Here is a 26050-nt window from a genome sequence, read left to right as displayed (position 1 = left end):
TATACAAATAGTATATACAAGGGAGCTGTTGTCATGTCTCAACACCGCCATTCAACAACCCCGCCGAAGGAGGCGAAGCTGTTTCGTAACAATCGCAGCCAGGCGGTGCGCATTCCCGTCGAGTTCGAACTTCCCGGCGAAAAGGTCTTGATCAGCCGTGAAGGCGACCGCCTGATCATCGAGCCGGTCCGCAAACCTGGCCTCACCGCACTGCTCGCGCAATGGGCGAAAGAGCCGCCGCCCGGTGCCGAGGAAGACTTTCCCGAAGTCGAGGATATGCCTGTCAAATCCGAGGAATTTTTTTGATGCGGTTCATGCTGGACACGAACATTGTCAGCGACATGATCCGAAATCCGGCCGGGAAAGCCGCAAGCGCTGTCCTGCGCGTGGGAGACGCCGCCGTGTGTACCAGCATCGTGGTCGCGTCGGAACTGCGATATGGCTGCGTCAAGAAAAGATCAGCCAAGTTGCACAAGAAGGTCGAGGAATTGCTGGCTGAGATTCCCGTCTTGCCGCTCGATGTGCCGGTGGATGCCGAGTACGGCGCGATTCGCGCAGAACTGGAAGGCAGGGGCCAGACCATCGGCCAGAATGACCTTTTTATTGCTGCCCACGCCCGTGCGCTTGGAACTACCCTGGTGACCGCCAACACCGGGGAGTTCAACCGGATCAAAGGCCTGAAGATCGAGAACTGGCTGGTGTAGCGCCTGATAGAGGATCAAGCAGCCGGAAAAAGCTTCCAGCGCCGCGGCCTGAAAGCCACGCGACTTTTCTGCGCCGCCGGATGATCGACGGGCAATTCGATCTCGACCCGCTGACGTTCGCCGCCGATTTCGAGCTCGACCCGCCTGGTGCCGGCGACGCGGCGGCTGGCGGCGACCGTGCCGGCGATGCAGCCGTTGCATTCTTCCACCAGATCGACGTCGTGCGGGCGAAAGAACAGCGTCGCTTCGCCTTGCGGTGCGTGCGGCGCGGAAAGCCCGATCGGCCGGTCGGCGATCCAGACCTGGCCGTCCTCGACCTTGACCGGAAGCGAACTCGATTCGCCGATGAAGCCGTAGACGAAGGGAGAGTTCGGCGTGTCGTAGATCTCGTCGGCGGTGCCGACCTGCTCGATGCGGCCCTGGCTCATCACCACGACACGGTCGGCAAGCTCCAGCGCCTCTTCCTGGTCATGGGTGACGAAGACCGTGGTGTGACCGGTGGCGTCGTGGATGTCGCGCAGCCAGCGGCGCAGTTCGCGGCGCACCTGCGCATCGAGCGCGCCGAACGGCTCGTCGAGCAAAAGCACGGCCGGTTCGATCGCCATGGCGCGGGCCAGCGCCACGCGCTGGCGCTGGCCGCCCGAAAGCTGTGCCGGATAGCGTTTTTCCAGACCGGAAAGCTGAACGAGGTTGAGGAGTTCCGAGGCGCGGCGTCGGATTTCCTTCGCCGACGGGCGTGACGGCCCGTGCCGGACCTTGAGTCCGAAGCCGATATTGTCGGCGACCGTCATATGGCGAAACAGCGCGTAGTGCTGGAAGACGAAGCCGACATTGCGCTCCTGAATCGACTTTTGGGAGGCATCCTCTTCGCCGAAGAAGATCTTTCCGCGGGTCGGCCGCTCCAATCCGGCAATCAGCCTGAGCAGCGTCGTCTTGCCGGAACCGGACGGTCCCAGCAGGGCGATCAGTTCTCCCGACTTGATGTCGAGCGAAACGTCGTGGAGGGCCGGAAACCGCTCAAACTCCTTGCGCACGTTGGCAACGCGAACTTCCATGCAAATCCCTTTTGTAGTTGATGCATGCCGTTATCCCAAAACCGGTTCCCACTTTTGGGCGACATCAAATCTTTGTTTTATGCATGTCGTTGTCCAAAAACCGCTACACACTTTTGGGCGACATGCATTTGTCAGTGTCCGCGCGTCGCGGCGATCTCGGCGCCGTAGCGCATCTCGAGAAGTGTTTTCAAGACCAGCGTGACGAGCGCCAGGCCGGCAAGCAGCGAAGCGACGGCAAAGGCGGCGGCGGCATTGTACTCGTTATAAAGGATTTCGACATGCAGCGGCATGGTGTTGGTCAGCCCGCGTATGTGGCCCGACACGACCGAGACGGCGCCGAACTCACCCATCGCGCGGGCATTGCACAACAGCACGCCGTAGAGCAATCCCCATTTGACGTTGGGCAACGTCACGTACCAGAACGCCTGCCAGCCATTGGCTCCAAGCGACAGGGCAGCCTCCTCGTCGCCATTGCCCTGTTCCTGCATCAGCGGGATCAATTCGCGGGCGACGAAGGGGAAGGTGACGAAGACGGTGGCCAGCACGATGCCCGGCACGGCAAACAGAATGACGATGCCATGTGCTTTCAGCCAGGCGCCGAGCAGGCCTTGCGCGCCGAACAAGAGCACGTAGACAAGCCCCGAAATGACCGGCGAGACGGAAAAGGGCAGGTCGATGAGTGTGGTCAGGAACGCCTTGCCCTTGAACTCGAACTTGGCGATCGCCCAGGCGGCGGAAATGCCGAAGACGATGTTGAGCGGCACCGAGATCGCCGCGACCAGAAGCGTCAGGCGGATCGCCGAGCGCGTATCCGGTTCGCCTAGCGCCTGTGTGTAGGCCTCGATTCCCTTGGCGAAAGCTTCCTTGAAGACGATGATCAGCGGCAAGAGCAGGAAGATGGCGAGGAACGCAAACGTTACCGCCATCAGCACGGCTTGCGCAGGACGGCTTTCGGTTACCGCCGCCGAGCGGCTTTCGTGGTGCGGCGCGTAGGATTTGATCTCCGGGTCAGCCATAGCGCTTGCGGCTCCAGGTCTGCACCAGGTTGATGACCAGCAGCATCACGAAGGACAGTGCCAGCATGATCGCCGCGATCGCGGTCGCCGCGGCATAATTATATTCCTCGAGCCGGATGACGATCAGAAGCGGTGCGATCTCGGATTTGTAGGGCAGGTTGCCGGCGATGAAGATAACCGAGCCGTACTCGCCGACGCCGCGCGCGAAGGCCAGCGCGAAACCGGTGACGATGGCCGGTGCCAGTCCGGGAAGCAGAACACGGCTGATGATCTGGAAGCGATTGGCGCCGAGCGTGGCGGCCACTTCCTCTACCTCTTTGTCGATTTCCTCCATGATCGGCTGCACAGTGCGCACGACGAAGGGCAGCCCGATAAAGATCAGCGCGATGACGATGCCGAGCGGCGTATACGCGACCTTGATGCCGAGCGGCGTCAGCAGGCTTCCGATCCAGCCATTCGGTGCGTAAAGCGTGGTCAAAGCGATGCCGGCAACCGCCGTCGGCAGCGCGAAGGGCAGGTCGACCATGGCATCGGCGATGCGGCGGCCTGGAAAGCTGTAGCGCACCAGCACCCACGCGACGATCGTGCCGAAGACGACGTTGACCGCAGCGGCAATGAAGGCGGTGCCGAAGCTGATTTCAAGCGCGTTGATGGTGCGGCGGTCGGTGACGATCGCCCAGAAGTCGGTCCAGCCGAGCGCCGCCGAGCGCCAGACCAGCCCGGACAGGGGAATGAGGATGATGAGGGTGAGGTAGGCAAGCGAGAAGCCGAGCGTCAATCCGAAACCCGGAATGACGCTCGGCTGCCTGAATCGCCACCCCGCCTTGGCGGGTGCTGTGGTCATGTCGTCCTGATCTAAATGCTACTGGGCCGGCTTGTAGATCTGGTCGAATATACCACCATCGCCGAAATGATAAGGCTGTGCTTTCTTCCAGCCGCCAAAAAGCGGGTCGTCGATGGTGACCAGCTTGATCTCGGGCAGCTTGGCCAAGTCCTCCGCCGGCACCAGTTCGGGCTTCGAAGGGCGATAATGGTTTTTGGCGATGAGCGTCTGGCCTTCCTTGGAATAGAGGTAGCTCAGATAGGCTTCGGCAACTTTGCGCGTGCCTTTGGCGTCGACATTGGCGTCGACCACGGCGACCGGCGGCTCGGCCAGGATCGAGGTCGGCGGGTAGACGATATCGAAATTGTCGGCGCCGAACTCGTCGAGCGCCAGATAGGCCTCGTTTTCCCAGGCGAGCAGCACGTCGCCCAGTCCTTTTTGCGCGAAGGTCACGGTGGCGCCGCGCGCACCGGTGTCGAGAACCGGGACATGCGCATAGAGATTGCCGACGAATTCCTTGGTCTTGGCCTCGTCGCCGCCATCCTTGGCGCTGGCATAGGCCCAGGCGGCAAGATAGTTCCAGCGCGCGCCGCCGGAGGTCTTCGGATTGGGCGTGATCACCTGGACATCGTCCTTGACCAGATCGCCCCAATCATGAATGCCCTTGGGGTTTCCCTTGCGGACGAGGAAGATGATCGTCGAGGTGTAGGGCGCCGAATTGTTTTCGAATTTCGTCCGCCAGTCGGGATTGATCTTCTTCGTTTTCGAGACAATGGCGTTGATGTCGCCTTCGAGCGCCAGCGTCACCACGTCGGCGTCGAGCCCGTCGATCACGGCGCGCGCCTGGGCGCCGGATCCGCCATGCGACTGCTGGACGGTGACGGTCTCGCCTGTCTCGGCCTTCCAGTGGGCGACAAAGGCCTCATCGAATTGCTTGTAGAGCTCACGCGTCGGGTCATAGGACACGTTGAGAATGGTGGTGTCGGCAAACGCGAAACCGAGCGTGCCGAACTGGACAGATGTGGCGACCAGTGCGCCGAGCAGTTTCCTGAAATGAGGTTTGGTCATTTCCGCCTCCGTTGAACTCGCGCCAATCTACCGAATTGATAGAATTTAGATGCATTCAATGTTGCCTTTTTTGGCCTATTGAAGCAATTTTTCGCCCAGTTTCGGCGATGCGAGAAACTATTTTCCCCGCATGGACCATGATTGCGATCCCGACGCGATTATCTAGAGACGGCTAGCTCTTCGGCAATGACTGCGTCGCGCCCGAAGGTTGCGGCCGGCTATTCGGCGGTAACGGGAAAGTTGAAGCGCTCTTTTGGAAACGGCTCGTTCTCCAGCGTGAAGTGCCACCATTCGCGGGCGTAATTCTTGAAGCCGCGGGCACGCATCGCCTCGACAAGTCTTTTGCGGTTAGCCGCCGCTTCACTGGCTATCGGTCGGTGAGCCGTTTCGCTCGCTGGATCGAAACAGTCGAAACCCGTGCCGAAATCGAGCGTGTCGGCATCGGTCGCGCCGCAGGCCGGTTTCGGAGCGCTCTTGCGGTCGGCTCGCGCGATCGCGACATCGACCGTCGATCCGCGCGAATGGGTGGACAGTTCGCCGATATAGCCCTTGGCGATGAGATCCTTGCGCTTGACCTTTGGGTACCATTGCGCGTCCGGTGGCCCACTCGTTTTTGTCCAGTCACCCATGTCGGAGACAGCCCGTGCAGGGCGATAGCAGTCGAACACGACCAGCGTCAGTCCTTCGGCGGCAATCGCTTTCTGCACTGCCGAAAGCGCTTGCGCCGCTTGCCTGGTGAGGATGCATACCGGCGCATCGTAGCCGCTTACCTTGCGATGCAGGAAATTCTCGAGGCCGGCATAGCGGATATCCTGCCGGATATTGGGATCGATGTCGGCTAGCCGAACAAAGCCGGCGGGGAGGGTGTCAGCAAAGGCCGAGGAAATACCGGCGCCCGAAAGCAAGACGTAAAACCCAATCCCCTGAATCACCTGCCGGAAATTATTCAAGGGAAACTTTCACTCGACGAAAACCTTCACACTGGCCGCGCGTCCCGCCGCGTCGATCACGGTCAGGGTCGAATAGCCGGCGCCGTCCGGCTGCCAGGTCGCGGTGCGCCGCCGGTCGAGGCCGACCAGCGGCTTGCCGTTGGCCAGCCAGCGGAATGGTGCGCGGCCGCCTTGCAGCTTGAGCACCAGCGGCGAGGCGTCGGCCGAGGAAGTGCCGAGATCGACGCGAGCGCCGTCGGGCGGAAAGATGATGGTTGGCGCAGGTTCGCTCGGCGTCGCCTGCACCAGCCCATCGGTGCCGGCGCCGAAGCGCGTCAGCGTCACCGGCAGCTCCTCGCGTTTCGGACGCCGGACGCCGGACGGCTGGCTCGGCAGTGGTACGGCGGCCAGGCCGGAACGGACAAAGCCTTCGAACAGGATGGGCGCAGCCGAGACATAGCCGGACAGGCCGGGCACCGCACCGGCGTCGGGGCGGCCGACCCAGACGCCGAGCACGTAGCGGCCGTCGAAGCCGACCGACCAGGCGTCGCGATAGCCGTAGGAGGTGCCGGTCTTGTAGGCGATGCCGCGTTGGGCGGCACCCTGGGGAGGCTTGACGCCTGACAGGATGTCGGTGATCTGCCAGGTCGCCTGCCCGTCGAGGATGGTGGTGGTCGAGCGTTCGGCATTCGCCGGCTCGGTGCCGTCATGCAGCGTGTGTGCCTTGCCGCCATTGGCAAGGCCGGCATAGAGTTGGACCAGGTCGCGCAGGGTCACCCCGACGCCGCCGAGGCCGATCGCCAGGCCGGGCGCTTCGTTGACGGGCAGGATAGGGGTCACATCGGCCTGGCGAAAGCGTGCCATCAGCCGAGCCGGGCCGACCGCGTCGAGCACGCGGATCGCCGGCACGTTGAGCGACAATTGCAGCGCCTGCCTGATGCTGACATCGCCCTGATAGCCCATGTCGAAGTTCTTCGGCCGATACCCGGAGAAATCGGCTGGGCTGTCCTCGATCAGCATCTCCTGCGCCACCAGGCCTTGTTCGAACGCGAGGCCGTAGATGAACGGCTTCAGCGTCGAGCCAGGCGAGCGAACGACCTTGGTCATGTCGATCCAGCCCGAACGGCTGGCATCGAAGAAATCGGCAGAGCCGACCTCACCAAGAATATCGCCGGTACGGGCATCGGCCAGTACCATGGCCACCGAGAGGCGAGGGCCGAGCCTGGCGGCCGCATCCTTGGCCACCTGCTCCAGCCCTTCCTGGACACTCTTGCGGATCGTCAGTTGCAGCTTCTGGCCGGGAATGGCCTTGGACAGCATCGTATAGGCCGCATGGGCAGCGAGCGCCGGCAAGGTCCGCCGCAGCCCCGACACATCGTCGAGCGCGGCACGCGCGGCCTCACGTTCGCCGAGCAGGCCTGCCGAGACCATGCGGGTCAGCACGCGGTCGCGGGCAGCATGGGCGACGTCGAGGTTGCGGTCAGGGCGCCGCTTTTCCGGCAATTGCGGCAAAGCGACGAGCAGGGCCGCCTCCGAGACCGTCAGCCGTTTCGGCTCCTTGCCGAAATAGGCAAGCGAAGCGGCGCGCACACCTTCGAGATTGCCGCCATAGGGCGCCAGCGTCAGATAGCGTTCGAGGATCTCGCGCTTGGAAAGCCGCCGTTCGATCTGGAGGGCGCGCAGCATCTGCTTGATCTTCGAGCCGAGGCTGCGGCTGTCGCGCGGTTCGATCAGCCGGGCGAGTTGCATCGGCAGCGTCGAACCACCGGAGACGATATGGCCGCTGGTCGCGAACTGGCCGGCGGCACGCGCCAGTGCCAGCACGTCGACGCCTTGATGATCCCAGAAACGCTTGTCCTCATAGGTGACCAGCATGTCGACGAACTGCTTGTCGACCTGGTCCAGGCTGGTGGCGAGCCGCCAGTAGCCATCCGGCGTAGCGAAGGCGCGCAGCAGCTGGCCGTCTCGGTCCTGCACCTCGGTCGAGACCGTCAAAGCAGCCGGCAGCGGCGGCGGAAATGCGCGGTCGAGCTGCCAGAGGCCGAAGGCGGTGATTGCCGCGAGACCGGCCAAGGAAATGCCCGTGATGGCCGCTCGGCGCAGGAATTTTCTGGAGAGCATGGCGCCGCCCCTCATCCGCCTGCCGGCACCTTCTCCCCGTTTAGTGACGGGGAGAAGCGGGCTGTCGCGACCCTTGGCGCCTTTTCTGCGACGTTAAAGTTCGGCGAAAACTTCGGCGCATGGCTCTTTCTCCCCGTCTCTATACGGGGAGAAATGCCCGGCAGGGCAATGAGGGGCAGCGCCATCGCCATATTCCTATCCTTACGGCGCCTTGACCTCCATCATGCCGGTGGCGGTGCGGGCCGAATATTGCGGCCGGTACATGTCCTCGATCGTTGCCGCCGGGTGGGCATAGGTGCCCGGCGTCACCGCGCGCACGACGTAGGCGAGCGTGATGTTGCGGTCGCCGTCGCCGTCGTTGGGATTGAAAGCCGCGACGAAACGGTCGTCGCGGAATTCGAGATGAGCGGCATCGGTCTGCGCCAGCCAGGAGAAGTTCGTCAATTGGGCGCTGGAGACCAGGCCCGGATTGTCGATCTCGAAGCCGGCCGGCAACAGGTCGGTGATCAGCAGTCGCGAAGGCCAGGTGTTCTGCTCGTAAACCTTGAGCACGACGACATAGCGTTCGTTCTGCTTGACCTCCGTCACGTTGGCCTCTGTGCCGTCTAGCTTGTAGTAGGTACGGCTGATGGTAAAGCCGTTGCCGCCGGCCGGCAGAAGCTGGATCGGCGAGGCCACGGTGGTGACGACCGCCTGCAGCGGATTTCTGCCGGTGTTGACGATGGTCAGCGGACTGTCGGCCAGGTCGCCACCAGCGATCTGGTCCGAATAGCCGCCGGCATGCGGTGCGCCGTTGACGGTCAGCGCGATCGAATCATTGCCGGCCTTCAGCGCGCGGGCCGCCAGCAGCATCCAGGACTCGTCCTGTGTGCTGGTCCACCTGGCGTCGGCGCGTTCCCTGGTCACTAGTTGGATCAGCGCCGGCACGATGGTCGGCACCGGCTTGCTTTCCGCGGCAAGCGCCAGGATCGCCGCGCCGTCGCGCAGCGGCGAGCCATAGTCGGACCGGTAATAGTCATATTCGGGCGTCGACTTGGCCAGTTGCAGCGCGGCCTGGAAGGTTGCCTCCGAGCGCTGGGTGTCACCGTAGAGCGCGAGAGACGCCGCCAACTGGGCGACGGCCATCGGGCTGGTAAAGGCTTCGAGCTGGGTGTCGGCATAATAACGCAGATCGCCGACCGAGGCCTTCTTGTTGCGGGCAAGCACATAGAGCGCATAGGCGATCTCGCTGCCGCGATCCTGGACGTCCTGATCGTAGCCGATCGCGTTCTGCAGATTGCTCAGCGCCTGGTTCATCGCCAAAGCCGGCACGTCGTATTTCTGCTCGCGCGCCCGGGTCAGGAAATCGGTGACATAGGCGTCGAGCCACAGATCGCCGGAACCCGGACCCCACAGGCCGAAGCTGCCGGCCGATGCCTGGTAGCTCAGCACCTTGTAGATAGCGTCCTGGACGCGGCCATGCAGATCGGGGTCGCTGGCCATGCCGATGCCGGAAGCCATCTCGTTGACGTAGAGAAGCGGCATGGCGCGGCTGGTGGTCTGTTCGGCGCAACCATAGGGATAGCGGTCGAGCGTCATCAGCAGCGACGGTACATCGAAGGCAGCCGCCTGCGAAACGCCGACGCTGACCGAAGCGCCATCGAGCAGGCTTGCCGCCAGCAGTTCCTTGTCGACGCGCAGCGCGCCGCCATTGCCCTTGAGGTCGACGACCATGCGGGTGGTCACCGGCAGTTGCGCTGGGCGCACCGGCACATAGAGCGTCTGCTCGACAGCGGTGCCGTCGGCATGCGCAAGCTTGATGGTGATCGAGGCGTTGCCCGCGGTCCGCGCAATCAACGGCACGGTCAGCGTCTGCCGCTTGCCTTTGGCCAGCGTCAGCTTTTCAGGCAAGGCGGCACTGCCGGTAGACAGGTCGCCCGTCGTGTCGATGGTCAGCTTGTAGTCGCCAGCAGGGCCGTCGGTGTCGGCGACATCGAGCCGCATGACGGCGGAATCGCCGGGCGCCAGGAATCGCGGCAGGCCGGCGGTGATCACCACCGGATCGCGAACGATGACGTCGGACTGGGCATGGCCGACTGCTTCCTTTGTCCACGCGACGGCCATGACGCGCACGGTGCCGTTGAACTGCGGTATGTCGAAGTCGATCCGCGCCTTGCCGTCGGAGTCGAGCTGGACCGGGCCGGAGAAGAAGACTACCAGCTTTTCGGTCGGCGGACTGCCTTGCGATTGCATGTTGGCGCCGTCGCCGCCGGTGCGCAGCTTACCGGTTGTGCCCAGCGAGCCGTCGATCAGCCGGCCATAGATGTCGCGAACCTCAAGACCGAGCATGCGCTGGCCAAAGAACCAGTTCTCCGGATCCGGTACCTTGTAGTTGGTCAGGTTGAGGATGCCGACGTCGACGGCCGCGACCATGACATAGGCGTTGGTGCCGGGCTGCACGCCGGCTACGGCCACCGGGATCGACAGCTGCTGGCGCGGCATGGTCTTGTCCGGCGGCGCCAAGCTGACGGCAAGCTTCCGCGAGCCGGGATCGAGCTTCAGCCATTTGACGCCGATGGCGCGCGCCGGCATACGCGTCTCTTGCCCATCGCCCGGCCTGAACAGCGTTGCCGTGACGTAGGCGCCGGCACCCCAGTCGTCGCCGACCGGGATGTCGACGGTGCTGCCGCCGGCCGGCACGCTGGCGGTGACGGTCTTCAGGAGCTTGTCGGCGCCGATGGTGACGAGCAGCTCGCCGGCAAAGTGCGGCGACACTTTGAGCTTGGCCACTTCACCCGCCGCATAGGTATCCTTGTCGAGGGCGATCTCTAGGCCGTCGGGCGTTTCGGTGGTGGTGGAACTGACATACCAGCCGGCGTCGAACTCGTAGCTGGTGGCCGGGCCTTCCGGATCCGCTGTCTCGATCTCGAGCCGGTAGCGGCCCCAGTCGACCGGCAGCGACACCGTCGCCTCGCCATTGGCGCTCAGGTCGACCTGGCCGTTGGCCACCGCCTTGGTGAAGGTGACCGGCTCATAGTTCCAGGAGTTGCTCGAGCGGTACCACTGGTAGCTGCGCTCGACCTTGACCAGCGACCACTGCGCGCCCTTCAGCGCCTCACGCTTGCCGTCTGGGTCGACAGCGATCAGGCTGAACTTGGCCGTGCCGCCTTGCGGCACCTCGTCGTCGTCGAAATCCGGGCGGATGCCGATCATGTGGCCCTGCGGGCGGATGCCGATATTCAGCGAGCGCTCGACGGCACGGCCGCCGGTTTCACGCATCCTGACAGTGACCTTTGCATCGACCAGCTTGGTGGTGGATGGCAATTGATCGACGGAGACCGGGAAAGTCGCCTTGCCGTCCTCGCCGACCACCGGCAGGCCGGTGAAGGGCGTCACCGTCGGTTCAGCCGACTGTTCGTCGGCCAGACCGAAGGAATAGCCTTTGAAGCGGTCCCAATCGCGGGCGGTCGACAGCGTCAATTCGCCTTCGAGCGCGAGGCCCGCGGCCGGCGCGCCGTAGAGAAAGCGGCCGTCGACGGTAATGTTGGCGGTCTCGCCCTGGGCGATCTCCTGCTTGTCGGAGGACAGGTCGAACTCGATGCGGTCCGGCACGAAGTCCTCGACCAGGAACATCTGGCTGGCGACCGCCGCCTGCTTGGGATCGGTATGGATCGCCACCGTCCAGGTGCCGCGCATGGCGTTGGGTTCCAGCGGCAGGTCGACAGCGTGACCGCCGGCCGATGCGCCGTCGCTGACGATGCGGCGGTCCTCGACGCCGTCGGGCCGCGAGAAGATGAAGGTCAGCGGCAGGTTCTCGACCGCCTTGGCGGCACTGTCGCGGGCAAGGGCCGCGACATGGACATCTTCGCCGGCGCGGTAGATGCCGCGCTCGGTCCAGGCATAGACGTCGAGCGCGCCAGGTGCCGGCCGTCCGGCGACGCCACGGTCGGACAGGTCGAAGCCGGCGCGGCCCATATCGAGGAAGACGAAATCGTCGTCGCCCTGTTTGGCCATCAGCACGGCCGGGGCCATGCCGCTGTCGCCGCGCGTCAGGCCGGGATTGAACACCGCCCGCCCTTCCGCGTCGGTGGTCGCGGTGCCGAGGATTTCATTGTTCCTGGCCAGCAGCGTCAGCTCGGCGCCGGCGATCGGCTTGGCGGTTGCGAGCGAACGGGCAAAGACGTTCAGCCCATCCTGTCCGGTATAGGTCGACAGGCCGATATCGGAGACGACGAACCATTGCGTGGCGTGCGAATCATAGTCGTCGCTGCGATCGTTGACGGCTTGTGCGGTCAGCACATAGACGCCGGGCTTGCGCTTCGGCAAAGCCTCGTCGATTGGGAAGGAGGTGGTGACTTCCTTGTTGAGGTCGTTGGCGATGTCGAGCTGGCCTTGCCAGACCGGCTCGCCCATCTGTTCGGAGATGTTCGAAATGTCGTAGCCGTCAAGCTGGCGCAGGAACTGATATCCCGACAGAAGCTGGGCCAGCGAGCGGTCGCCGATGCGGAAGAGCTTCATTTGGGCGGCATTCATGTTGACGGTGACGACCGGTATACCTCGGCGTGCGCCGGCGGGCAGCACGAAGCTATCGCCGGTGAAGCGGGCCGAAGGCGCGCGGTCCTGCACGTAGATCGACAGAACCACCGGTGCCGCGGTGACCTCGCCAATGGCGGCCGGCAAGCCGGCGCGGAAGGTCACGTCATAATGTTGGCCGTGCTCGAGTCCTTCGACGCAGATCTGCTTGTCCTTGGCTTCGACGCCCTTGGGAGCGGCGTTGTCGACAGTAACGAACTGCGAGTAGTCGACGCCGGTCTTGACCAGTTCCTCGGAGAACTGCGCGCAGATGCGTGGCGCGCTGGTGTCGGCATCGACGGTATGATCGATGACGCGGAAGCCCTTGCGAGCCTTGAGATCCTGATAGGCGGCCCTGACTGCCGGCGAATTGACGAGAGCGAGGCTCGCCTCGTAGGCCTGCAGAGCCGGCCTGTAGAGATCGCGGCGATCAAGGCCGTCCCCGAGCAGCGCCAGCACGTCGGCGCGCGTCTTGGTGGTGCGCAGCAATTTGTAGGCGTTGAAGGCGGCGGAAGTGGCGTTCGCCGGCAGGGTCGACGGCTCCGAGCTGTTGGCGGTCGGATGGACGGCAAGCGTTTCGCGCGCCAGCTCGAGCCAGAGCTGGCCATCATCCGGCAGCACCGAAACCGCCGCTTCGTATTTATGCATGGCCGAGCGATGGTCGCCCGTCAGCGCCGACCGTTCGGCGGCGGCCCTCAGCGCCGTCAGCCCCTCGGTCGGCTTGGTGTAGGTCGGGCCAGTGAGGTTGTTGCGGTATTGCTGGGCCTGGTCGGCCATCCAGTTGGGGAAGAAGGCGAGTTCGGGTGGCGCGCCGATGTCGGGATCGCCATCGATGTTGACGACCTTGCCGGCGACGGCGCCACCGAAGGGTTTCAACGAATTGTAATCGGATTTAAGGAAGCACCATTTGGCCTTGAGGTTGTAGGTGAAGGCGCGGCAGGCCGGGTCGCCGAGGCAGGTGGTCTTGCACTGGTCGAGGCTGACATTCTGGTCGGATCTGAGATCGAAACCGAAATAGTCGGAATTGTCCGATGTCACCACCCGCCGGGCTTCGGCCGCTTGCGCGACACCGCTCCAGGCAAAAAAGAGAAGGAAAAGAATCGATAGACCACGAGCCGCGCGCATTGCCATAAACCCCTCCAGACAAGTGCTTACGTCCAGAAATCTTCAAGCTTCAGTCGCGCTTGTCAATATCGGGACGCGGCAGGATCCGCCTGCCAACGGTTTGCTTTCCGGCCGGTGACCGGTAGTAGCTCCATAGGACAGGGGATCACGCTTTCTTGCGGCGACGCAGAAGGTGTGAGTTCCAAGCCCTGTCTATTTCAGCAATTGGATTGTGGCCCCTTTACGAGTGCTTCAGAACTTCATTCCAATTTTAGGTTTGCGAGCTAGGCTAGGAGCGTAATGCCGGCGTATGAAAGGCAGATGTCGGGAGGAACCGCGCCACGGCGCGCGCTTTCGCGCGCCCTGCTTTTCGCATTGTTGTGCTCTACGGCACTTGTTGCCGAAACCGGAAGTGCGGCAGCCTTCGAGATTTTCGGCATCAAGCTGTGGGGATCCAAAGACGAAGATGCCGATATCGTCGACCCGCTGCGCTATGCGGTGACGATCGAGGCGCCGGACGCCGACAAGGATCTCGCCGGGAAGCTCGAAAACGCCTCGGCGCTGAAGGCCGACGAGGAACATCCGGTATCCGGTTCTCTCGGCCTACTGGCCAAGGCGCGCAGTGACCGTGAGCAACTTGTTGCCGCACTCTACACTGACGCCCGCTACGAGGGTGTCGTCACCATCACTATTCAGGGCAAGCCGCTCGACGATCTGCCGCCCGATGCCGAGTTTTCGGGTCCGCAGCCGATACCGGTAGTGATACGCATAGCAGCCGGGCCGAAATTCACGCTTGGCAACATCAGACTGGAAGGCGATGCGGCGGGGCTGGCAAGTGCCGATTTCGGTCTGATCGCCGGCGGTGACGCCAGTTCGGGCGCCGTGCTCAAGGCCGAGGCGGCGATCGTGCGGGCACTCAAGCAAGAAGGCAGGCCGCTGGCCAAGGTGACGGGCCGCGAGATCGTCGCCGAGCACGCCGGTTCGACGCTCGACGTGACGCTTGCCGTCGCGGCCGGCCCGGTCGCCGGCTATGGCGACACCACTGTCCAGGGCACGGAAAAGGTCGACCGCGACTTCACCGAATATATGACCGGCCTGAAGCGCGGCCGCCAATATTCGCCCGATGAGATCGACGATGCGCGTGACCGGCTGCTCGGGCTCGAGGTCTTCAACAGCGTGACGGTGAAGGAAGCCGACGCACTCGACGCCGAGGGCAACATCCCGATCGGTGTCCAGGTAAGCGAACGCAAGCCGCGCTATTTCGGCATTGGCGGCAGCTTCTCAAACACCGAAGGGCTGGGCCTCGAAGGCTATTGGGGGCATCGCAATCTGTTTGGCCGCGCCGAAAAGCTGCGCATCGACGGCAAGATCAGCGGCATCGGCAGCAACGACTTGACCCAGCTCAATTACAATGCCGGCGTCATGTTCGAAAAGCCGGGCGTGGTCGGGCCGGCGTCGAAATTCATTGCCAGCGTCAATACCGTGCTGGAACACCCCGACGCCTACGACCATTTCTCGGTCAAGGGCAGCACCGGCCTATCCTACGAACTGGACAAGAAGCAGACGGTTTCCGCGCAAGTCGCGCTGGATTATTCGAGGATCCACGACGCTTTCGGCAAGCACACCTATCTGATCGCCAGCATTCCACTGCAATATGTCTACGACAATCGCGACAGCAAGCTCAATCCGACCCGGGGCTTCAGGGTGCTGGCCTATGGTGAGCCGAGCTACGACATTTTGAGCGGGGCTGCGTTTGTCAAGCTGAAGGGCGAGGGGTCGGCCTACCAGTCACTCGATTCGGCCTCGAAATTCGTTTTCGCCGAACGTGTCGCCATCGGCTCCATCATCGGCGCCAGTCTTCAAGATGTTCCGGCAGATCGACGCTTCTACTCAGGCGGCGGCGGTTCGGTGCGCGGCTATGCCTATCAAGGCATCGGCCCGAAGGACAGCAATGGAGAACCGATCGGCGGGCTTTCCTTCTTTGAGACCTCGGTCGAGATGCGCATCGCCGTCACCGACAAGATCGGCGTCGTGCCGTTCGTCGATGCCGGCACGGTGTCGACCAGGCAGGTCCCCGATTTTTCGGACATGAAGGTCGGCGCGGGTGTAGGCTTGCGCTATCTGACGGCGTTCGGGCCGCTGCGCGTCGACGCGGCGGTGCCGCTCAACCGCGGCCCCGACGATCCTCATTTCGGCATTTATGCCGGCATCGGCCAGGCATTCTGATGGCAATATTCAGGCGCATCCTCCGTATTCTTTTCTACACGCTGCTCATCGTCGTGGCAGCGGCGGTGGGGGCGCTCGTCGTGCTGACCAAAACCGAGCGCGGCCGCGAAAACCTTGCCGGCATCATCTCGACCATGGCCTCGACCGGCGACCGCAAGGTGACTGTCGTCGGCATCGACGGCATCTGGTCGGGCGCGCTGAGGGTCGATCATGTCGTTCTGGAGGATCGCGACGGCGCCTGGATGGTGGCGCGCAACGTGGCCGTCGACTGGTCGCCGCTGGCACTCCTGTCGAAGAGCTTCAGCGCCGATCGCATTGGGGCCGAGCGTATCGAGTTGGCAAGGCTGCCGGTGGCCAATACACAGCCGAGCCAAAGCGGAGCGACGACGCTGCCGGTTTCCATCGACGTCAGGCAACTCAACCTTCCCGAAATCGCGCTCGGGCAGGCTCTGGCCGGCAGCGGTGTGGCCGAACTTGCAGCCAAGGGAGCGCTCAAGGCGGACGCCTCTCCATTGGCGATCGAGACCAACCTCAACATCGTTCGCCACGACGGCAAGCAAGGCACGGTCGACGCCAAAGCCCATTTCGCGCCGGCCGACAACAAGCTCGACCTCGACCTTAAGGCATCCGAGCCGGCCGGCGGCATCATCGCCAACCTGCTCAACCTGCCGGGCGCGCCGCCGGTCAACATTGTCGTTTCCGGCACCGGACCGCTCGCCAACTGGAATGGCATCGGGACCTTCGTTGTCGACGGCCGGATCGTCACCCAGCTTACCGGTCGCCATCAGCTCACCGACAAGGGTCATTATGTCGAGGCCAACGGCGATGGCGAATTCGAGCGCTTCCTGCCCGAAACCCTGAAACCGCTGTTTGCCGGCAAGACCACCTTCGACCTCGCCGGCACGGCGACCGCGGCCGGCGGCGTCGATGTCGAGCGCGCCAATATCGACAGCGGCGCCTTGCACGCGACCGCTGCCGGCATTGTCGATCCGAACGGCGCCAGCGACCTTTCGGTGAAGCTCGCCGCAAAGGGGCCGCCGATCGTGCTCAGCCTCGGCAGCGAGGCGCAACCGATAACCGTGGCAATCAAGGATGCCACGGCCCGCGCTTTCGGCGATGGCAAGGCGCCGATGATGGATATCGGCGCGTCGCTGGTCTCGGTGGTGGCGGGCGGCACGCGGGTGGACGACCTGATCGGGCAAGTGCATTCCGATGGTTTCGACATCCAGAACCGTAGCGGGCCGGTCACCATCAAGCTGACGGCGGCCGGCCTGAACACCGACGTCGCGACTTTGGCGCCGCTGATAACGGGCAGGGTCAGCGCCGGTCTCGCCGGCTCCGTCAGCAAGGAACAGATTGTCGTCGATAAAGGCACGCTACGCAGCGACGCGCTCAATGCGTCCGTAACAGCCACAGTGGCGCTTGCCGATCTGTCGATGACGCTCAAGATGAATGCCGACGCGGCTTCGACGGCGCTGCCGCCGCAGATCAGCTCGGTTCTCGGCGAACGCGTTCAGTTTTCCGCAACCGCGACACGCGACCCGGACGGTGCGTTCGCCGCCAACGCATTGCAACTCACCTCCGGCACACTTAGCGCCAGCGGCACCGCTAGTGCGCAAGGCACCGATATCCGGGCCGATATCAAGGGCACGCTCGGCGACGTGTCAGTGCTGTCGCCGCTGGCCGGCGCCAAGGTCGGCGGCGCCGTCGGTTTCGCCCTGACCGCAAGCGGCGCGCGCAGCGCACCGGATTTCTCGGTTTCGGCCAACAGCGACAGCCTGACGGCGTCCGGTCATATGGTGAAACAGATCAAGTTGACCGCGAGCGGCAAGGCCGATATCGCCAGTCCAGCCGCCGATGTCTCGCTGGCCGGCTCGGTCGACGACCAGCCGCTCGACCTCAAGGCATCGCTGGTCACAACCGACGGCAAGCGCTCCATCAATGGACTTGCCGTCTCGTTAGCCGACAACAAGGTCTCCGGCGACCTCGGGCTCGACGACAACCTGCTGCCACTCGGCACGTTGACCCTCGATGCCGCCGATATTGCTCCGCTGGCCGCGCTCGCAGGCCAGTCGGTAGCCGGCGACGTGCGCGGCACCATCCGCTTTGCGAACGACAACGGAGCGCCGACGGTCGCGATCGATGCGACGAGCACCGTGATTTCGCGCGGCGAACTGGCGGCGAAGACAATCGCCGTCAACGCGCTGGTCGCCAATTATCTCAAAGCACCGGCAATCGCCGGCAAGATCAAGGCCGACACGATCACCTCAGGAACCACGGTGATCAGCGGCATCGATGTCGACCTGAAGCGCAATGGCGACTGGACCGGCTTTAGCGGCGGCGCCACGGTCGCCGGCATTCCTGCCAGCGCGTCCGGGCGGGTCAGGGTTGCGAACGGCACCACCAGCATCGAGCTTGCCTCGGGCGAGGCGACCATCCGCGGCATCAAGGCAGCTGTCGCGCAGCCATCAGCGCTGACAATCGCCAATGGCAAGGTGAGCATAGAGAAATTGGCGCTCGGTGTCGGCGGTGGTTCGGTTGCCGTGTCGGGTACGGCCGGCCAGACGCTTGATCTCGCAGCCACCTTGTCGGCGGTGCCGGCAGCGCTTGCCAATGATTTTTCACCGGGTCTCGATGCCGTGGGCGTGCTCAGCGGCACCGCGCAGGTCACCGGATCGTCGGCTGCCCCAGATATTCGCTTCATCGCCCGGCTCAACGGCGCCGAAACCAGCCAGACCCGGCAGGCTGGGCTCGGGCCGCTGGATCTCGACGCAGCAGGCCGTTTCTCGTCGGCCAGCGGCCTGGCCATCGAGCAGGCGACGCTTGCCGGCGAGAAGATCTCCGGCAAGGCAGCCGGCACCATCAATCCGAACGGTGCCAGCGATTTTTCGCTCCACCTGGCCTCTACCGGTCCGAGCCTGCCGTTGTCGCTTGGCAGCAAGGAGAGCCCGATCAAGCTCGAGCTACAGGCGATATCGCTAACGGCGGCCGGGCAGGGCGCCCAGCCGAAGCTCGACATTTCCGCGACGCTGCCATCGGCCGCCACCAATCTAGCTATGATCGAGGGCATCACGCTTGCGCTGCACTCCGATCGCTTTGATGTGAAAGCCCGGAGCGGGCCGATCTTCGGCACCGTGACTGCCGAAAAAATCGGCCTCGACAATCCGACTATCGCGCCGCTGATCGCCGGCAAGGTCACCGCCAAACTCGCCGGCAGCCTTGCCGCCGATGCCATCGTCATCGATAGCGGCACGGTGACAAGCGACGCGTTGAACAGCGGCTTCAAAGGGCGGGTCTCGCTGGCCGACGGCGCCGTCGACCTCAATGTCAAGGCGGACGCCGCCTCGGCGGCACTGCCGGGGGCGGTACGTGGCGTGCTCGCCGAGCGAACGCAATTCAGTGCCGCGCTGAAGCGGGACGCCAATGGCAATGTCACCGCCAATACCGTCAGGCTGTCGTCCGGTTCGCTGACGGCAGACGGCCAGGCGAGCTTTGCCGACAACAAGCTCAGCGCCGACGTCAAAGGCGCGCTAGGCGACGTCTCGCTGCTATCCAAGGACGCCAAAGGCGCCATCTCTTTCGCGCTGAATGCGCAAGGCGCCAGCATCGCGCCGGATCTGTCGCTGACTGTCAACAGCGACAGGCTTTCGGTCGCGGCGCGCGAGATCACCGGTCTGAAGCTTACTGCCACCGGCAAGGCTGATGCCGCCAAGCCGGCCGCGAATGTGCGACTCACCGGAGATGTCGGCGGCCAACCGCTGCAGGGCAGCGCCGTGCTGGCGACATCGGACGGCAAACGCGCCATCAACGGGCTTTTGCTGTCGCTCGGCAAGAACCGTATCTCCGGCGACCTGGCGCTCGACGATGCCTTCGTTCCGGCCGGCACCGTGGCGCTCGACCTGCCCGATATCGGTCCGCTTGCGGCCCTGGCACTGGAAAAGGCCGATGGCGATGTGCGCGGCACGATCGCCTTCTCCAAGGCGGGTACCGTGCCGCAAGTCGCCGTCAAGGCGACGACGGCCTCGATCTCGCGCGGCGATGTCTCGGCCAAGGCCGTGAGCATCGATGCGCTGATCGCCAACTATCTGGCGGCACCGGTGATCTCGGGCAAAATCCGTGCCGACAGCGTAACTTCCGGCGGAACGGCTATTCGGGGCGTCAACGTCGATCTCAAGCGCGACGGCGAATGGACCGGCTTTTCCGGTGGCGCCACCGTCAAGGATATTCCGCTGAGGGCGGCCGGCCGGGTCAAGGCGGTCAAGGGCACGACGACGGTCGAACTTGCCTCCGGCGAGGCGACCATCCGCGGCATCAAGGCGGCCATCGCCCAGGCCTCGACCATCAACATCGCCAATGGAGTGACCAGCCTCGACAGGCTGGTGCTCAACCTCGGCGGCGGCACGGCGACGGTCACGGGCAAGGCTGGGCAGGCGTTCGACCTCAACGCGACGCTGGCCCGCGTCCCGATCTCGATAGCCAACAGTTTTTCGCCGGGCCTCGATGCCGCCGGTTCCATCTCGGGCACGGTGAAGGTGACGGGCGCGCCGGCCAATCCGGCCGTTGCCTTCAAGATCGACGCCGCAGGCGTTCAGACGTCGCAGACCCGTGGTGCAGGTTTCGGCGGCATTGGCGTTTCATCCTCAGGTACGTATTCGGGCAACAGACTGACCTTCGACGCCAACATGAGCGATGCCGCCGGCCTCGGCCTCAAGGGCGGCGGCACGATGACGACATCAGGCGCGCCCACCCTTGATCTCAACTTTTCCGGCAAGGTGCCGTTCGCCTTCCTCACCAGGACACTCGCCGCGCAAGGCCTGTCCCTCAGCGGCACGGCCGACGTCGATGTGCAGGTGCGCGGCCCGGCGACGTCGCCGGTGATCTCAGGCACGGTCCGCACGTCGGGCGCCCGTCTGGTCGATGCGCGATCGGGGCTTGCGATCAACGACATCACTGCCGAAGTCGCTATCGGCAATGGCGTGGCCAGGATCAACCGCCTGACCGGCACGCTGTCGACACGCGGCAGCCTTTCGGCCAGCGGCACCGTCGGCATCGATCCGGCAAAAGGTTTTCCGGCCGACCTGTCGGTCAAGCTCGTCGATGGCCGCTATACCGACGGCAAGGTGGTCACCGCCAATCTTGGCGGCGACCTGACCGTCAAGGGACCGCTCACCTCCGCGCCGGTGATTTCCGGTACGGTCAACCTGGCCAAGACCGTCATCACCGTACCCGAAAAGCTGCCCGGCTCGCTGGCCGAGCTCAACGTCAAGCACAAGAATGCGCCGGCCGCCGTGCGTGCGCAGGACAAGGCGTTGCGCCCGGCCGCTGCAAGCAGTGGCGGCGGCGGCAACGGCCTCAATCTCGACGTCACGGTCAATGCGCCGAGCCAGATCTTCATCCAGGGCAGGGGTGTCGACGCCGAGCTCGGCGGTTCGCTGCGGCTGACCGGCCCGGCATCGTCACCCCAGGCGGTCGGCACCTTCACCTTGCGGCGCGGACGGTTGACGATCCTTGCCAAGCGGCTGACCTTCACGGAAGGCACCGTCGGCTTTTCCGGCTCTCTGGTGCCCTACCTCAATCTCACGGCGCAATCGAAGACGACCAGCGCCACCGTGACTATCGTGGTGTCAGGCGAGGCGAACAACCCGAAATTCACCTTCTCCTCGGTACCCGCGCTGCCGGAGGATGAGGTGCTGGCGCAGCTGATCTTCGGCCGTTCGATGTCGAACCTGTCGCCGCTGCAGATCGCGCAGCTTGCCGAGGCTGCCGGACAACTGGCCGGCGTCGGCGGCTCGACCTCACTGCTGCAGAACCTGCGCAGCGCAATCGGCGTCGACGATCTCGACGTAATCACCGATGAACAGGGTGGCACCGCCGTCTCGGCGGGCAAGTATCTCAACGACCGTACCTATGTGACGATCCAGAAGGGCGACAGGCCGGGCTCGGGCAAGGCAACCGTCGATCTCGACGTTGGGCGCGGCGTCAAGCTGCGTGGCGAGGCAACCGACGCCGGCGAAGCAAAAGGCGGTGTTTTCTACGAACGGGAATATTGAAACCGGCCGTTCGCGCAGAACAACTGGTTGCCTGAGAACGAGTGGCGCAGCGGCGAATGTCCCAGTTTAATTGCCTGTGGGGATTTCGGACGAAATCCCTGGCGCAGTAGCAAATTTGCGCCAAGACTGTCGTTATCGCGCGAACCGCCCTGCTTTCAAAGTTGCACATTCCTTGGCATGTTCCCAATCCCTGCCGTCTTTGACATCATGGCGAGGATGCGGAATGTTAAAAGGCAGAAAGCCAACAATGGGAGTAAGTCATGACGATCTACAAGAGTAACGGCGACCGCGTTCCCGATCACATCCTGGCCATGGCCGAAGACGCCAAGGCAGGCAAGATGGATCGTCGCGAATTTCTAGCTCTCGCCAGCGTCTTCGGCGCGTCGACGGCGATGGCCTATGGCATGCTTGGCCTTGCAGACCCGACGCCGGCCAAGGCGGAAGAGGTCCAGGGCAAGAAAGGCGGCGTATTGAAGGTCGCGCAATGGATCAAGGATCCGAAGGATCCGCGCAAGGCCGACTGGTCGGAAATCGCCAATGCCGAGCGCCAGGCGCTCGAGCCGCTGGTCAAATACACCACCGAATACACGTTCCGCCCCTATCTGCTGGAGAGCTGGGACGTGAATGACGACGCTACCGAATACACGCTGCATGTGCGCAAGGGCGTCACCTGGAACAACGGCGATCCGTTCTCCGCAGACGACGTCATCTTCAACCTCAAGCGTTGGGCCGACAAGAAAGCCGAAGGCAATTCCATGCCCGGTCGCCTCGGTTCGCTGGTCAAGGATGACAAGCTGGATGAGAGCGCGGTTACCAAGGTCGACGATCACACGGTCAAGCTGACGCTCAGCAAGCCGGATATCGCCCTCATTCCCAACGTGTGCGACTATCCCGGCCTTATCGTCCACAAGACCTTCGACGAGAAGGGCGGCGACTTCAAGTCCTGCCCGATCGGAACCGGCCCGTTCGAGTTGGTCTCCTACGATGTCGGCCAGAAAGTGGTCTACAAGCGCCGCGAAGACAACAAATGGTGGGATGGTGACGTCTTCCTCGACGGCATCGAGTTCATCGACTACGGCACCGATCCGGCGGCGATGGTCAGCGCTTTCGAGGCAGGCGAGGTGCACACCAACTTCGAGACGTCGGCCGACTATGTGTCGATCCTCGACGGCATGGATTTGGTGAAGTCGGAGATCGTCACCGCCTCGACGATCGTCTGCCGTACCAATGTGACCAACAAGCCTTACGGCGACCAGAAGGTTCGCAACGCCCTGCAGCTCGCGGTCGACAACAATGTCGTCCTCCAGCTCGGCTACGGCAATGCCGGCACGGTTGCCGAAAACCACCATGTCGCCCCGATCCATCCGGAATACTATGAATTGCCGAAGATTGCTCGCGACCCGGCCAAGGCAAAGGCGCTGATGGCCGAAGCCGGCCAGGCCGATTTCGAGCACGAACTGATCACGGTCGACGAAGACTGGCACAAGAACACAGGCGATGCGATCGCCGCGCAGATGCGCGACGCCGGCATCAAGGTCAAGCGTACGGTGCTGCCGGGTTCGACCTTCTGGAACGACTGGACGAAGTATCCGCTGTCGATGACCAACTGGAACATGCGGCCGCTCGGCGTCCAGGTTCTGGCGATCGGCTATCGCACAGGTGAGGCCTGGAACGAGACGGCCTGGTCGAATCCGGAGTGGGATGCCAAGCTCAACGCTGCGCTGGCAGTTGCCGACGCCGCCAAGCGCAAGGAAATGATGAAGGATATCGAGCAGATCCTGCAGGATTCCGGCATTATCATCCAGCCTTATTGGCGCAAGCTCTACAGCCATTCGGTCAAGGCGGTGCAGAACTACAAGATGCACCCGACCTTCGAGCGCGACTACGGCAAGGTCTGGCTCGACCAGGCCTGACCGGACGATCCGGAAAGGGGCGTCTCGCCCCTTTCCCTCGCTCTTTGCATGGTCCTTGGACCGGAAGTCGGCGCAGCAAAAAGTTGCGGACTCTTCGGCCTGGGTCTGCAATAAAAAGGGTATTGCATCTGGGACTGGTCTGAAGGCTTGTTCTGCCGCTGGCGGCAGCGCACGGCTTGCAAACCGGTTCCACCCCCCAACCCGACCGGCAGGGGACCGCCATGCTTTCTTTCGTTATCAGGCGTCTCGGCACCATGGCAGTGACGATGCTGTGCCTGACGATGATCGTCTTCTTCCTGGTCAATCTCGGGCCTAATCTGAAGAAGCTCGCGATCAGCCAGACCGAAATGCACACATCCGCCGAGCAGCTTGAGGCTTGGCTGGTCAACCATGGCTATCGGCAGAATTTCTTTATCCGCTACGGTCAATGGCTGGGCATCATGCCCAAGCAGCCGGTGACCGACCCGGCGACCGGCAAGCCCGCACAGCGTTTCTCCTTCTGCAACGATCCGGTCGTGCCGACATTCTCCGGCATCCTGCAAGGCGATTTCGGTTGCTCGACCAAGTTCAAGACGACGGTCGCTTCGAAACTCTTTCCGGCGCTCAGCGCCACCGGCATCCTGATGCTCTGCGTGCTGGCCGTAATGGTGCCGATCTCGCTTTTGATCGGTATTCTCGCCGGTATGCGCGAGGGTTCACGCACCGACCGCACATTGTCGGTGGCTTCGATCGCCTCGACGGCGACGCCCGAATATGTTTCGGGCGTCATCTTCACCGTGATCTTTGCCTCCTGGCTCGGCGTGCTGAACGGTTCGGCGGCCTCGGCCAGCCAGGGCATCACCTTCTATAATTTCACCTTGCCGGTGATGACGCTGGCGATCTACGGCATCGGCTACATCGCTCGCATGACCCGCGCCTCGATGGTCGAGGTGATGACCCAGCAATATATCCGAACCGCCCGGCTGAAGGGCCTCTCCTTCGGCAGCGTGGTGATAAAGCACGCTCTGCGCAACGCCCTGATCGCGCCATTCACGGTCATCATGCTGCAGTTCCCCTGGCTGCTCACCGGCGTCGTCATCGTCGAGGTGATGTTCCGCTACCAGGGGTTCGGCTACACCCTGGTCGAGGCCGCCGGCAACAACGACATCGATCTTCTGCTCGGCTGCTCGCTGGTCTCGGTGTTTATCGTCCTGATCACACAGCTCATCTCCGATGTCGGCTACGCGTTCCTCAATCCGCGCATCAGAGTTCAATAGGAGACCGGGCGGATGCAGGTCGAATATCTCAGCGCCTTCAACGTCGTACTCGGCGTGCTTGCCCGCTTCTGGCCGGTCTGGATCGCTCTCGCCCTGGTGATGGGGGCGAGCTTCGGCTACAAGAAGAAGCTAGGCCTTTACGGCCAGCTTTTCGACAGCGGCGTCGGCATCGTCGGCGTCGGCATCTGCCTGTTCTGGCTGTTTACGGCGATCTTCGCGTCGACCATCTCGCCCTTCGATCCGCTCGCCCAAGTGCCGATCATGAAGGACGCGCTGCCGGGCGCAATCGAGCCGGGGTCGAAACTTGTATACTATTTCGGCGGCGACAAGCTCGCCCGCGACGTGTTCTCCCGCATGGTCTATGGCAGCCAGATCGTGCTGATCATCGCGCCGGCGGCGACCGGTTTTGCGCTGATGGTCGGCATTACGCTCGGCCTGCCGGCCGGCTATTATGGCGGCAAGATCGATACGGTGCTGTCCTTCCTCGCCAACCTTGTGCTGGCCTTCCCGGTGATCCTCCTGTTCTACCTGCTGGTGACGCCGGGCATCATGGACACGCCGATCCCCTACGCGATGGCAGGGCTGTTCTTCCTGTTTCCGATCATCTTCTTCAGTGTGCTGTTCTGGACGCGCTACAAGAACCGCCCCGACCGCCTCTATATCCTGCTTGGCCTGACGTTGGTACTTGGCGGCTGGATCTATGCAGGCCTTGTCTTCGATGCCGATCCGTTCAAGATCATCCACATCGATCCCAACCAGCTCAATATCTTCGTGGCGGTGGTGTTCGCCTCCAGCCCCGGCGTGTTCCGCATCGTGCGCGGCCTGGTCATGGATATCAAAACGCGCGACTATGTTGCGGCGGCACAAACGCGCGGTGAATCGCCCTGGTACATCATGCTGTGGGAGATATTGCCCAATGCGCGCGGGCCGCTGATCGTCGACGCCTGCCTGCGCATCGGCTACACCACGATCCTGCTCGGCACGCTCGGCTATTTCGGGCTGGGACTGGCGCCGGAAAGCCCGGACTGGGGCACGGCGATCAAGGATGCCAGCCGGCTGCTGCGCTCCTTCATCCACCCGGCGCTGCCGCCGACGATCGCATTGATGTCGTTCGTGCTCGGCCTCAACCTCCTGGCGGATTCGTTGCGCGAACAGTCTATGAAGGATTGATGCCGGGAAAGATTGACGCCGGGAAGATCGATGCCGGGTTCGGCCCGACATGCCTGAAGAACAA

General features: G+C 63.4%; 15 protein-coding genes. 7 read left to right on the top strand and 8 right to left on the bottom strand.

The genetic code is table 11. The features are described 5' to 3' along the window. Nucleotides 1-33 precede the first annotated feature (33 nt). Nucleotides 34-306 (top strand): antitoxin, encoded by a 273-nt coding sequence (locus NKH67_RS27720; protein ID WP_352473543.1) that lies wholly within the window; start codon nt 34-36, stop codon nt 304-306. Beyond that, nucleotides 306-704: a type II toxin-antitoxin system VapC family toxin gene (locus tag NKH67_RS27715; RefSeq protein ID WP_502893814.1), complete on the top strand. Its 399-nt coding sequence runs from the start codon at nt 306-308 to the stop codon at nt 702-704. Before NKH67_RS27720 ends, NKH67_RS27715 begins: the two co-directional genes overlap by 1 nt. Before the next feature lie 14 nt (nt 705-718). On the opposite strand, the gene NKH67_RS27710 is transcribed toward NKH67_RS27715, so the two are convergent. The 8 genes from NKH67_RS27710 to NKH67_RS27675 all read right to left on the bottom strand — a co-directional run bounded on the left by NKH67_RS27710 (nt 719) and on the right by NKH67_RS27675 (nt 13398). Further along, nucleotides 719-1759, bottom strand: coding sequence for a sulfate/molybdate ABC transporter ATP-binding protein (locus NKH67_RS27710; protein ID WP_352465240.1), 1041 nt, complete (start codon nt 1757-1759; stop codon nt 719-721). Between the two features lie 131 nt (nt 1760-1890). Continuing rightward, the gene (gene cysW / locus NKH67_RS27705; protein ID WP_352473513.1) at nt 1891-2775 is read right to left on the bottom strand and encodes a sulfate ABC transporter permease subunit CysW; all 885 of its coding nucleotides are present in this window, start codon (nt 2773-2775) and stop codon (nt 1891-1893) included. Next, nucleotides 2768-3619 carry a sulfate ABC transporter permease subunit CysT gene (gene cysT / locus NKH67_RS27700; RefSeq protein WP_352473514.1) on the bottom strand — a complete coding sequence of 284 codons (852 nt, stop codon included), beginning with the start codon at nt 3617-3619 and terminating at the stop codon, nt 2768-2770. The genes cysW and cysT overlap by 8 nt, the downstream gene beginning before the upstream one ends. Before the next feature lie 18 nt (nt 3620-3637). Further along, entirely contained in the window at nt 3638-4666 is a 1029-nt protein-coding gene (locus tag NKH67_RS27695; protein ID WP_352473515.1) for a sulfate ABC transporter substrate-binding protein, read from the bottom strand. A 218-nt stretch (nt 4667-4884) separates the two neighbouring features. After that, a complete protein-coding gene (locus NKH67_RS27690) occupies nt 4885-5616 on the bottom strand; it encodes a M15 family metallopeptidase (RefSeq protein ID WP_352503171.1) in 732 nt (243 codons plus the stop codon). Between the two features lie 9 nt (nt 5617-5625). Beyond that, nucleotides 5626-7716, bottom strand: coding sequence for a penicillin-binding protein 1C (gene pbpC, locus NKH67_RS27685; protein ID WP_352503172.1), 2091 nt, complete (start codon nt 7714-7716; stop codon nt 5626-5628). Between the two features lie 11 nt (nt 7717-7727). Next, complete coding sequence (locus NKH67_RS27680; RefSeq protein WP_352503173.1) at nt 7728-7907, bottom strand: hypothetical protein; 180 nt, start codon at nt 7905-7907, stop codon at nt 7728-7730. Nucleotides 7908-7917: 10 nt separating this feature from the next. Next, nucleotides 7918-13398 (bottom strand): alpha-2-macroglobulin family protein, encoded by a 5481-nt coding sequence (locus tag NKH67_RS27675; RefSeq protein WP_352503174.1) that lies wholly within the window; start codon nt 13396-13398, stop codon nt 7918-7920. Nucleotides 13399-13671: 273 nt separating this feature from the next. On the opposite strand from NKH67_RS27675, the gene NKH67_RS27670 reads away from it, so the two are divergent. The 5 genes from NKH67_RS27670 (at nt 13672) to NKH67_RS27650 (ending at nt 25986) form a co-directional block, all read left to right on the top strand. Next, complete coding sequence (locus tag NKH67_RS27670; RefSeq protein ID WP_352503175.1) at nt 13672-15597, top strand: autotransporter assembly complex protein TamA; 1926 nt, start codon at nt 13672-13674, stop codon at nt 15595-15597. Continuing rightward, nucleotides 15597-21647, top strand: a complete 6051-nt coding sequence (locus NKH67_RS27665) for a translocation/assembly module TamB domain-containing protein (RefSeq protein ID WP_352503176.1) — start codon at nt 15597-15599, stop codon at nt 21645-21647. Before NKH67_RS27670 ends, NKH67_RS27665 begins: the two co-directional genes overlap by 1 nt. Before the next feature lie 260 nt (nt 21648-21907). After that, nucleotides 21908-23560 carry an ABC transporter substrate-binding protein gene (locus NKH67_RS27660; RefSeq protein WP_352473524.1) on the top strand — a complete coding sequence of 551 codons (1653 nt, stop codon included), beginning with the start codon at nt 21908-21910 and terminating at the stop codon, nt 23558-23560. Nucleotides 23561-23781: 221 nt separating this feature from the next. After that, entirely contained in the window at nt 23782-24816 is a 1035-nt protein-coding gene (locus NKH67_RS27655; protein ID WP_352453204.1) for an ABC transporter permease, read from the top strand. A 12-nt stretch (nt 24817-24828) separates the two neighbouring features. After that, nucleotides 24829-25986 (top strand): ABC transporter permease, encoded by a 1158-nt coding sequence (locus NKH67_RS27650; RefSeq protein ID WP_352503177.1) that lies wholly within the window; start codon nt 24829-24831, stop codon nt 25984-25986. Nucleotides 25987-26050 lie beyond the last annotated feature (64 nt).

The organism is Mesorhizobium sp. M0968 (genome assembly GCF_040319065.1).
Lineage (GTDB): Bacteria > Pseudomonadota > Alphaproteobacteria > Rhizobiales > Rhizobiaceae > Mesorhizobium.
This window is presented reverse-complemented; position numbering and strand designations above follow the sequence as displayed.

Coding starts and splice junctions, on each gene's coding strand:
- NKH67_RS27720 (WP_352473543.1), top strand. CDS start 34: ATGTCTCAACACCGCCATTCAACAACCCCGCCGAAGGAGGCGAAGCTG.
- NKH67_RS27715 (WP_502893814.1), top strand. CDS start 306: ATGCGGTTCATGCTGGACACGAACATTGTCAGCGACATGATCCGAAAT.
- NKH67_RS27710 (WP_352465240.1), bottom strand. CDS start 1,759: ATGGAAGTTCGCGTTGCCAACGTGCGCAAGGAGTTTGAGCGGTTTCCG.
- cysW (WP_352473513.1), bottom strand. CDS start 2,775: ATGGCTGACCCGGAGATCAAATCCTACGCGCCGCACCACGAAAGCCGC.
- cysT (WP_352473514.1), bottom strand. CDS start 3,619: ATGACCACAGCACCCGCCAAGGCGGGGTGGCGATTCAGGCAGCCGAGC.
- NKH67_RS27695 (WP_352473515.1), bottom strand. CDS start 4,666: ATGACCAAACCTCATTTCAGGAAACTGCTCGGCGCACTGGTCGCCACA.
- pbpC (WP_352503172.1), bottom strand. CDS start 7,716: ATGCTCTCCAGAAAATTCCTGCGCCGAGCGGCCATCACGGGCATTTCC.
- NKH67_RS27680 (WP_352503173.1), bottom strand. CDS start 7,907: ATGGCGATGGCGCTGCCCCTCATTGCCCTGCCGGGCATTTCTCCCCGT.
- NKH67_RS27675 (WP_352503174.1), bottom strand. CDS start 13,398: ATGGCAATGCGCGCGGCTCGTGGTCTATCGATTCTTTTCCTTCTCTTT.
- NKH67_RS27670 (WP_352503175.1), top strand. CDS start 13,672: ATGCCGGCGTATGAAAGGCAGATGTCGGGAGGAACCGCGCCACGGCGC.
- NKH67_RS27665 (WP_352503176.1), top strand. CDS start 15,597: ATGGCAATATTCAGGCGCATCCTCCGTATTCTTTTCTACACGCTGCTC.
- NKH67_RS27660 (WP_352473524.1), top strand. CDS start 21,908: ATGACGATCTACAAGAGTAACGGCGACCGCGTTCCCGATCACATCCTG.
- NKH67_RS27655 (WP_352453204.1), top strand. CDS start 23,782: ATGCTTTCTTTCGTTATCAGGCGTCTCGGCACCATGGCAGTGACGATG.
- NKH67_RS27650 (WP_352503177.1), top strand. CDS start 24,829: ATGCAGGTCGAATATCTCAGCGCCTTCAACGTCGTACTCGGCGTGCTT.